The following is a 7,604-nucleotide window of genomic DNA, read 5'->3' as shown; positions in this document are numbered from 1 at the left end:
GTGTCATCCTTATGAGTCAACGAAACAATCCGCCCCCCTCTGCGGCCCGTGCTTCGGTGTCTTTTTTTATGAGTCAATTCGCGCCATACGAATATATCTGCAACATCTGGACTTCTGATCCGGATCGCTTTAAGTTTGATCCGTTCCAGTGTTTCGTTCTTTGCGGCTCTGCGTGGAAAATTCCGCACGCAAAGAGCGCTGGCGATTCTCATAGCACCCGTTTCTACTTTCCGACTTTCGACCTTTGACTTTCGGACTTTCGACCGAACTAAAATATGATAGATGTGTCGGTATGAATTCCGTTTTTCAGCTTCTCGGCGCGGATGCTTTTTTCTGGTGTGCGGCGGTGTTGGTTTTTGGGCTTTGCATCGGCAGTTTTCTAAACGTGTGCATCAGCCGGATTCCGCACAGCAAATCCATCATTCTGCCGGCGTCGGCGTGTCCGGCCTGCGGCGTGCGCATTCGCTGGTTCGATAACATTCCGCTGCTCAGCTGGCTGCTGCTGCGTGCAAAATGCCGCGACTGTAAACAAAAAATTCCGGTGACCTATCCGGCGATCGAACTGCTCACCGGCATTTTATTTCTTGCTGTTTTTTATCTCTACGGATTTTCATGGTTTACACCGACCTATTGGCTCGCAGTATTCGGACTGCTGCTCGGAACATTCATCGATATCAACTGCCTGATTCTGCCCGACCGCGTAACGATTGGCGGAATGATCCTGTTTCCAATGATCAGCACAATGTTTCCGGCACTGCACGGCGCCGCAACCCGGCTCGCCGGATTAACAATTTCTCTGCTTGGGTTAACCGCCGGCTTCGGACTTTTTTTTGCCGTGCGAATCATCGGCGGTGCCGTCGCGCGGCGCGAAGCGCTGGGATTCGGCGATGTAAAGCTGATGGGTGCACTGGGTGCACTGCTCGGCTGGCAGGCGGTGCTTTATATCACATTTTTTTCGGCGCTCACCGGATCTGTCATCGGGTTGATTTTAATTGCCGGCGGAAAAAAAGAGCTGCAAAGCCGGATTCCTTACGGACCGTACATCGCGCTCGCTGCACTCTCCTGGATCCTCGGCGGGTTCCGCCTGTGGGATTTTTATGTTTCCCAAACGGGGTTTTAGAGCGTGTTCAGAAAAATTATAGCTACGAAAACACAGTTGCTTGCCTGTCCACGACGGAGCGGCAAATGTGGCGCAGGCATTCCTGCCTGCGCAGGGCAGACAAGAATGTCTGCCCCACTACTGTGCATGCGCGAACAGGCTGGATTCGAAGAGTGGCTTTCTGAAAGAAAGCAGCGACCGGAGGGAGCGGCAACGGCTCGCCAAAGGCGGGCAGTGAAAACGGCAAATACACCGGATACACGGAAGTTTTGCAGAAAGCATCAGGCATTGAGGCAGAATAGTAGACGCGGCGCCCTCGCCGCGTTCCGTGTTCAGGGTTTACAGTTGAGAGTTAAAAAGTTCTCAGTGCGCTCTGTGGTTTATCAATCATTCGGCCCATAATTATTTTGCGATTTTTGCGCGTGAAAAATTTACAGCGCGAAAGATACTGCGGATGAATAAATAAGTGAGCAGGGCGCCGGTGTAGAGAATCAGTCCAGCAGAACAGCCGGCGATGTTAATCCAGAAATCGCTCAGTGAAGCGCCGCGATCAGGAATCATCAGTTGCAGGGTTTCAACGGCGGCGGAGAAAATGAGCAGTCCGCCTGCGACCGGCAGTAATGTGCGCCAGGAAAATGCACTCACTGCCGCCAGCAGGGTGAACAGGATAAAGTGTCCATGAAGGTGAACCGTACCGACGATGCGGTTGCCGTACAGTGTTTGGGACTTCAGTGGAGTTTTTTCCGGCGGCGGGGGTTTTAACACGGCTGATGCTGCCGGAGAAGCACGATCTCCGTGCGCGTCTTTGGATGGCATTTTTGCCGGCGTGACAACTTCTGCAGGATGCTGAACAAATGATGCAACAACGTGGATTCCTCTGTCGAGCACGCGTCCCGGAACAGCCGAGCCGAGGACAATCAGCAATGCAATTGCGGTCATCAGCATTCCGCCGCGTTTTTTCCACGGTGCACATGCGCGCAGTGCATAGATGAATGCGGCCGCCCACAGCAGCAGTGCGCCGGTGAATACCGGAGTTGCGGATGTGCGGCGGTGAGCAGGAATCAGTGAAACATCGTCAACATACAGCACACCGCCTGGCGCGAGGTTTTGTAAGTGGAGCCGCGCATCGACCGTGTCTCGCACGACGGGGAATACTTCAGAGTATTTTTTCCACCGCACCGGTTTATCCAGGCGGAAAAACGTATGGTTTTCGCTCCAGATCCCGCGTCCGGCGGCGGTACGGTAGAAAAAAATTCCACGCGGCAGGCGCCAGCCGGAATCATCAATGATCATTTCGCCTTCAGTTCTGGCACGTGCGATTGCAATGAAGGCATCACATCCGGCGAGATTGGTGACGGTGATGTAAAGGTCTCCGCGTTTCCCCGGTGAGGCGGTCAGTTTAATCCCTGTGGAATTTTTGTAGCCGGCGCCGGCAAGCCGTTCTGCACGTTCGCTCCAGCCGGTCCACTGTTCTGTTGATTCCGCCGTTTCAAAACTTCCGTCGCTGATTAAATCCCCGCCGGCGGATTTCCAGGGCGAATAGAAAGCGAACAGAATCAAAATTCCTGCGAGCGCCGCCAGTGCAAAAATGCCGGCGTTTTTCTTTCGTATTTCAACGGCCGCAAACATGGGAACAAATCTCTCAAAAGATTCTTTTTAGAGAAAGCGGAATATGTGCTGCCGGAGAAAAATTTTGCCGGCGCGGGTGTTCTGAAAATTAAAATATGTTGAGCATACATGTATGTGCCGCACCGGGATATTGCCGGCGGGTTTAAAAGAAACTCGCAAAAGGTTCTTTCCAGAGGCGGTGGAATACACGAAATTCATCACATTGATGAAACCGGATGTTACACAGTATTGCGCATTCATTTTTGATCTCGACGGAACGCTGATCGATTCCGAAAAATATCACGCTGCCGGCTTTGCCTGGGCGGTAGAAAAACTCAGCGGCTACCGGATTACGGATGCGGAGCTCCGCGAATTTTTTGAATCGCACACAAGCCGGTTCGCGCCGGTGCTTTCCGCACGGCACAAACTGAATTTAAATCCGGCGGATGTGCTGGCACTGAAGCGCGAACATGTAAAACGGAATTTTAAAGCAGAACTGCTGTCCGGCGCCGGAAATTTTATAACGGCGTGGCACGGAAAAATCCCACTGGCGCTGGCGAGTAATTCGCCGCGGGAATTTGTCGACAATGCGCTGAGCAAAACCGGACTCGCCGGTGTGTTTAACGTTATTTGCACCGCCGAGGATGTACAGCACCGCAAACCTGATCCGGAAATGTATCGGCTGGCACTTAAACGGTTGCGGCAGTCGCCGGAAAATGTGTTGGTGTTTGAAGACAGCTGCGCCGGAATCACCGCTGCACGCGGTGCCGGCTGTGCTGTCATTATGATTAAAAACGGGAGCGGGCGCGCAGTTGCCGGTGTGCCGCAATTTACCTGGAAGGAGTTGAGCGCATTGTGAAAAAAACCCCGCTCCACGAGGAACATATAAACCTGCGCGCACGCATGGCTGAATTCGGCGGCTGGGATATGCCGATTCAGTATGAAGGTATTCTCGCCGAACACGAACATACGCGCACAAGCGCCGGATTGTTTGATATCTGCCACATGGGTGAATTTGAACTCTCCGGAGTTACAGCAGCAGCTGATCTTGAAAAACTGCTGACGATGAACGTGCTGTCGCTCGAAGCCGGACAATGCCGCTATGGATTTATGCTGAACGGACGGGGCGGCGTGATTGACGACTTAACCTGCTACCGCCTCGATCAGGAACGCTATATGCTCGTTGTGAATGCCGGAACGTGCGCTGCCGATGCAGAATGGATTCGCAGCCATCTGTCGCCGGAAACAAAATTTACCGACCTGTCCGCTGATATGGCCAAACTGGATCTGCAGGGGCCGCGCGCGCGCGAAGCATTTGAAAAAGCGAGCGGCCGCGCCGCGCCGGATCCCGGCTATTTCCGCATCGAAACGCACCGCGTTTTCGATACGGAAATGCTTATCAGCCGCACCGGTTACACCGGCGAATTCGGTTATGAACTCTATTTCCCGGCGGATCGTGCAGTGCACGTCTGGCGCGCGCTGCTCGACTGTGAACTTGTGCGGCCGGTCGGACTCGGCGCACGCGACACGCTGCGCCTTGAGATGGGTTATTCGCTTTACGGACATGAACTTTCTGCCGACCGCACACCGGTGGCGGTAACGCGCGGTGCGTTTTTGCGTAAAACCGGCGGGTATATCGGTGAAGACGCGGTAAAGCGCGAGCTCGGAAATCCGCCGGAATTTCTTGTTGCACTCACATTCGAAACCCGCCGTGCCGCACGCGCCGGTGACAGTGTTTTTTTTAACGGAGAAAAAACCGGCATAGTTACCAGCGGCTCCGTTTCGCCGAGTCTCAGTAAAGCCATTGCGCTCGCGTTCGTGAAAACGGATGCCGCCGCAATCGGGACCACGCTTGATGTTGAAATTCGCGGCAGCAGATTCCCGGCGACTGTCACCGATCTGCCGTTTTATAAGAAAGGCACCGCGCGCGGTTAACACATACATGTTCGACATGAACGGCTGTGTTGACGGACTTCGAAACATTCATCATGACCGCCGGCATAAAAGACAGGTCGGATTTGCACAAAACCTGTCTGGATCGGTTGATGATTGACAGGATATGCCTGCTGTCAATTATTCTTATTTTGTCCCGGTATAAATTTGTTTTATATCTATGAACGGGCTTTGAATCGACGGTGCACCTGTTATAATGAGCATCAGTTAGTAACAACAACATGGAGGAAATTATGGAGCTTAGAGGAAGTCAGACTGAAAAAAATCTGATGATCGCATTCGCCGGCGAATCGCAGGCGCGTAACCGTTATAACTATTTTGCCAGCATCGCGAAAAAAGAGGGCTATGTTCAGATCGCTGATATTTTTGAAGAAACTGCCAATCAGGAAAAAGAACATGCTAAACGCCTGTTTAAGCTGATGGAGGGCGGTCCGGATATCGAAATTACTGCCGCATTCCCGGCGGGTCCGGTCAGCACCTCAACACGCGAAAATCTCCTGCATGCCGCCGCCGGCGAAGAGCATGAATGGAGCGAGATGTATCCGGCATTTGCAAAGGTTGCAAAGGAAGAGGGCTTCACCTTAATCGCTTCCGTATTCTGTGCAATCATCGTTGCCGAAAAGGAACATGATAAACGGTACCGTCAGCTCGCCGCAAACATTGCCGACGGCAAAGTGTTTGAGCGCGCAGAAGAGGTTGTGTGGCGCTGCCGTAACTGCGGCTATTTGCATAAAGGAATGAAAGCACCGCTCAAGTGCGCTGCATGTGATCATCCGCAGGCACACTTTGAGCTGCTGGCTGAAAACTGGTAGAGTCCGCTCGGGTGGATATTGATTATTAACCGGCGGTGCGCATGCGCCGCCGGTTTTAATTTGCGATCAGGCGCAATTACTTTTTGCGTTCTCTGCTTATCGTCCGGTCAAAGACTCTTACTCAATGTATTTTAATTGTTTCCGCGGTGCGGAAACAGTCCGGAATGAGCTCACCTGTTATAGGTTCGGATATTTTATGCTGCACGCTTTTTATGGTCTGAACGGCCCGGATACCGGCTGCAGTTATTTGCTGAAGAAATGCCGGTAAAGAAGTTCTTTGATCTCATCGAGCCCTTTGTTGAGTCCGGCAGAAATGGGAAACACGGCAGTGCCGGTGCACTGTTTAAAAATTTTAAAATTCTCTGCCGCCGCCGGTTCATCCATTTTGTTGGCGAGCACATGAAACGGGCGCGCCGCGAGATCGGGATTATATGCAATAAGTTCAGCGCGCAGATTATTGTAATCATCAACCGGGTCGCGTCCGTCAGCCGCCGCCATATCAATAACGAAAAGCAGAAATTTTGAGCGCTCGATGTGGCGCAGAAAATAGTGTCCGAGTCCGACGCCCTCGCTGGCGCCGTCGATGAGCCCCGGGATGTCGGCGATGCGGATACGGTTAAAGTTTTCGAAAATCAGCGTGCCGATGATCGGATTGAGTGTCGTGAACGGATAGGCGGCGATTTTCGGACGGGCATCGGTGAGGGCGGTGAGCAGGGTGGATTTGCCGGCGTTCGGATAGCCGACCAGCCCGACATCGGTCATGAGTTTAAGTTCGAGCCGGTATGCGCGCTCTTCGCCGGCGGTGCCGGGTGTGCAGCGTGTCGGTGCCTGTGTAACAGACGATTTAAAATGGGTGTTGCCAAGACCGCCGCGCCCGCCTTTGGCGATCATCATCTCTTCGCCATGCACGAGAATTTCGCCGATAAATTCTTCGGTATCGGGATCGAGCACTACGGTGCCGCAAGGAACATTCAGGATTTTATCAGCGCCGGTTTTCCCGGTGCGATTGGAACCTTTCCCATGTCCGCCGTGTGCGGCGCGCTGATGCGGATGATGATGAAGTGTGTTGAGCGAATCTTCGTCCATATTGCCGCGCAGAATCACATTCCCGCCATGACCGCCGTCGCCGCCGTCCGGTCCGCCTTTCGGTACAAATTTTTCGCGGCGGAACGAGCAGATGCCGTCGCCGCCGTTACCGGCGCGGACGAAAATTTTTACACGATCTCTAAATACGGTGGCTTTCATGCATTCAGTTCGGTGTTCAGGGCTGAAACGAAAACAGCGGACTTTGTATAAAGCCCGCCGGTTCCCGTTTTTACTCCGCTCGAAATATTATGCCGTTTGAAGCTCACGTACGTTGACGCGGCGGCCGGCTTTATCAAATTCAACTGTTCCGCTTTTCAGGGCGAAAAGAGTGAAGTCGCGGCCTTGTCCGACGTTCGCACCGGCGACAAATTTGCTGCCGACCTGCCGAACGAGGATGCTGCCTGCGGTGACTTCCTGTCCGCCGAAGCGTTTTACACCGCGCCGCTGCGCATTACTGTCTCGACCGTTATTTGAAGAACCTTGTCCTTTTTTATGTGCCATTGTTCTCTCCTGAAATTATGCGCTGATGGATTCAATTTTCAGCTTGGTGAGCTCCTGCCGGTGTCCGATTTTCTTGCGGAACCCTTTGCGGCGTTTCTTTTTGAAGACGACAATTTTATTGTCGCGGTAGTTTTCAATTATGCTGGCGGTGACTTTTGCACCGGCAACCACCGGCGTTCCGATAGTGAGTTCCGTGCCGTTAGAGACAGCCAGAACCTGATCAAATTCAACGGTTTTACCGGCCTCAGCATCGAGAAGCTCGACACTCAGCACGGTGTCTTTCTCAACGCGGTACTGTTTCCCGCCGGTTTCAATTACTGCATACGCTTCCATAACAAATCCTTCATTAGCCAAAGAGGTGAAAAATTAGGCGAGAAGCCCCCTGCTGTCAACCGTTTTTAACCATAAAACGAGTCCTCGAATTGACTGCGAATTGACTCATAAAAAAAGACACCGAAGCACGGGCCGCAGAGGGGGGCGGATTGTTTCGTTGACTCATAAGGATGACACCCTGTTGCTGGAGGGATGGAAACGATGAGTCTGGA

Annotated in this window: 8 protein-coding genes; 4 read left to right on the top strand and 4 right to left on the bottom strand. The window is 52.8% G+C overall.

Going from position 1 to position 7,604, the window contains the following annotated elements; all coding sequences use genetic code 11:
* Positions 1-292 precede the first annotated feature (292 nt).
* Positions 293-1,120 (top strand): prepilin peptidase, encoded by an 828-nt coding sequence (locus WC959_12750; GenBank protein MFA5689984.1) that lies wholly within the window; start codon positions 293-295, stop codon positions 1,118-1,120.
* A gap of 381 nt (positions 1,121-1,501) precedes the next feature.
* On the opposite strand, the gene WC959_12745 is transcribed toward WC959_12750, so the two are convergent.
* The gene (locus WC959_12745) at positions 1,502-2,728 is read right to left on the bottom strand and encodes a VanZ family protein (GenBank protein MFA5689983.1); all 1,227 of its coding nucleotides are present in this window, start codon (positions 2,726-2,728) and stop codon (positions 1,502-1,504) included.
* Between the two features lie 178 nt (positions 2,729-2,906).
* On the opposite strand from WC959_12745, the gene WC959_12740 reads away from it, so the two are divergent.
* The 3 genes from WC959_12740 to WC959_12730 all read left to right on the top strand — a co-directional run bounded on the left by WC959_12740 (position 2,907) and on the right by WC959_12730 (position 5,472).
* A complete protein-coding gene (locus WC959_12740) occupies positions 2,907-3,566 on the top strand; it encodes an HAD family phosphatase (protein ID MFA5689982.1) in 660 nt (219 codons plus the stop codon).
* Positions 3,563-4,642, top strand: a complete 1,080-nt coding sequence (gcvT, locus tag WC959_12735) for a glycine cleavage system aminomethyltransferase GcvT (GenBank protein MFA5689981.1) — start codon at positions 3,563-3,565, stop codon at positions 4,640-4,642. Before WC959_12740 ends, gcvT begins: the two co-directional genes overlap by 4 nt.
* 251 nt (positions 4,643-4,893) lie before the next feature.
* Positions 4,894-5,472: a rubrerythrin family protein gene (locus WC959_12730; protein MFA5689980.1), complete on the top strand. Its 579-nt coding sequence runs from the start codon at positions 4,894-4,896 to the stop codon at positions 5,470-5,472.
* 243 nt (positions 5,473-5,715) lie between these two features.
* On the opposite strand, the gene obgE is transcribed toward WC959_12730, so the two are convergent.
* From obgE to rplU, 3 genes are all read right to left on the bottom strand, one after another.
* Positions 5,716-6,717 (bottom strand): GTPase ObgE, encoded by a 1,002-nt coding sequence (gene obgE / locus WC959_12725; GenBank protein MFA5689979.1) that lies wholly within the window; start codon positions 6,715-6,717, stop codon positions 5,716-5,718.
* Positions 6,718-6,804: 87 nt separating this feature from the next.
* The gene (rpmA, locus tag WC959_12720) at positions 6,805-7,059 is read right to left on the bottom strand and encodes a 50S ribosomal protein L27 (GenBank protein MFA5689978.1); all 255 of its coding nucleotides are present in this window, start codon (positions 7,057-7,059) and stop codon (positions 6,805-6,807) included.
* Between the two features lie 15 nt (positions 7,060-7,074).
* Positions 7,075-7,392 carry a 50S ribosomal protein L21 gene (rplU, locus tag WC959_12715; GenBank protein ID MFA5689977.1) on the bottom strand — a complete coding sequence of 106 codons (318 nt, stop codon included), beginning with the start codon at positions 7,390-7,392 and terminating at the stop codon, positions 7,075-7,077.
* Between the last annotated feature and the right edge of the window lie 212 nt (positions 7,393-7,604).

The organism is Kiritimatiellales bacterium (genome assembly GCA_041656295.1).
GTDB lineage: Bacteria > Verrucomicrobiota > Kiritimatiellia > Kiritimatiellales > Tichowtungiaceae > Tichowtungia.
The sequence above is the reverse complement of the archived record's forward strand: the minus strand, read 5'-3'. Positions and strand labels throughout refer to the sequence as shown.

Excerpts from the sequence above, each read along its gene's own strand:
- rplU (MFA5689977.1), bottom strand. The coding sequence starts at position 7,392 with ATGGAAGCGTATGCAGTAATTGAAACCGGCGGGAAACAGTACCGCGTT.
- WC959_12745 (MFA5689983.1), bottom strand. The coding sequence starts at position 2,728 with ATGTTTGCGGCCGTTGAAATACGAAAGAAAAACGCCGGCATTTTTGCA.
- rpmA (MFA5689978.1), bottom strand. The coding sequence starts at position 7,059 with ATGGCACATAAAAAAGGACAAGGTTCTTCAAATAACGGTCGAGACAGT.
- WC959_12750 (MFA5689984.1), top strand. The coding sequence starts at position 293 with ATGAATTCCGTTTTTCAGCTTCTCGGCGCGGATGCTTTTTTCTGGTGT.
- WC959_12730 (MFA5689980.1), top strand. The coding sequence starts at position 4,894 with ATGGAGCTTAGAGGAAGTCAGACTGAAAAAAATCTGATGATCGCATTC.
- obgE (MFA5689979.1), bottom strand. The coding sequence starts at position 6,717 with ATGAAAGCCACCGTATTTAGAGATCGTGTAAAAATTTTCGTCCGCGCC.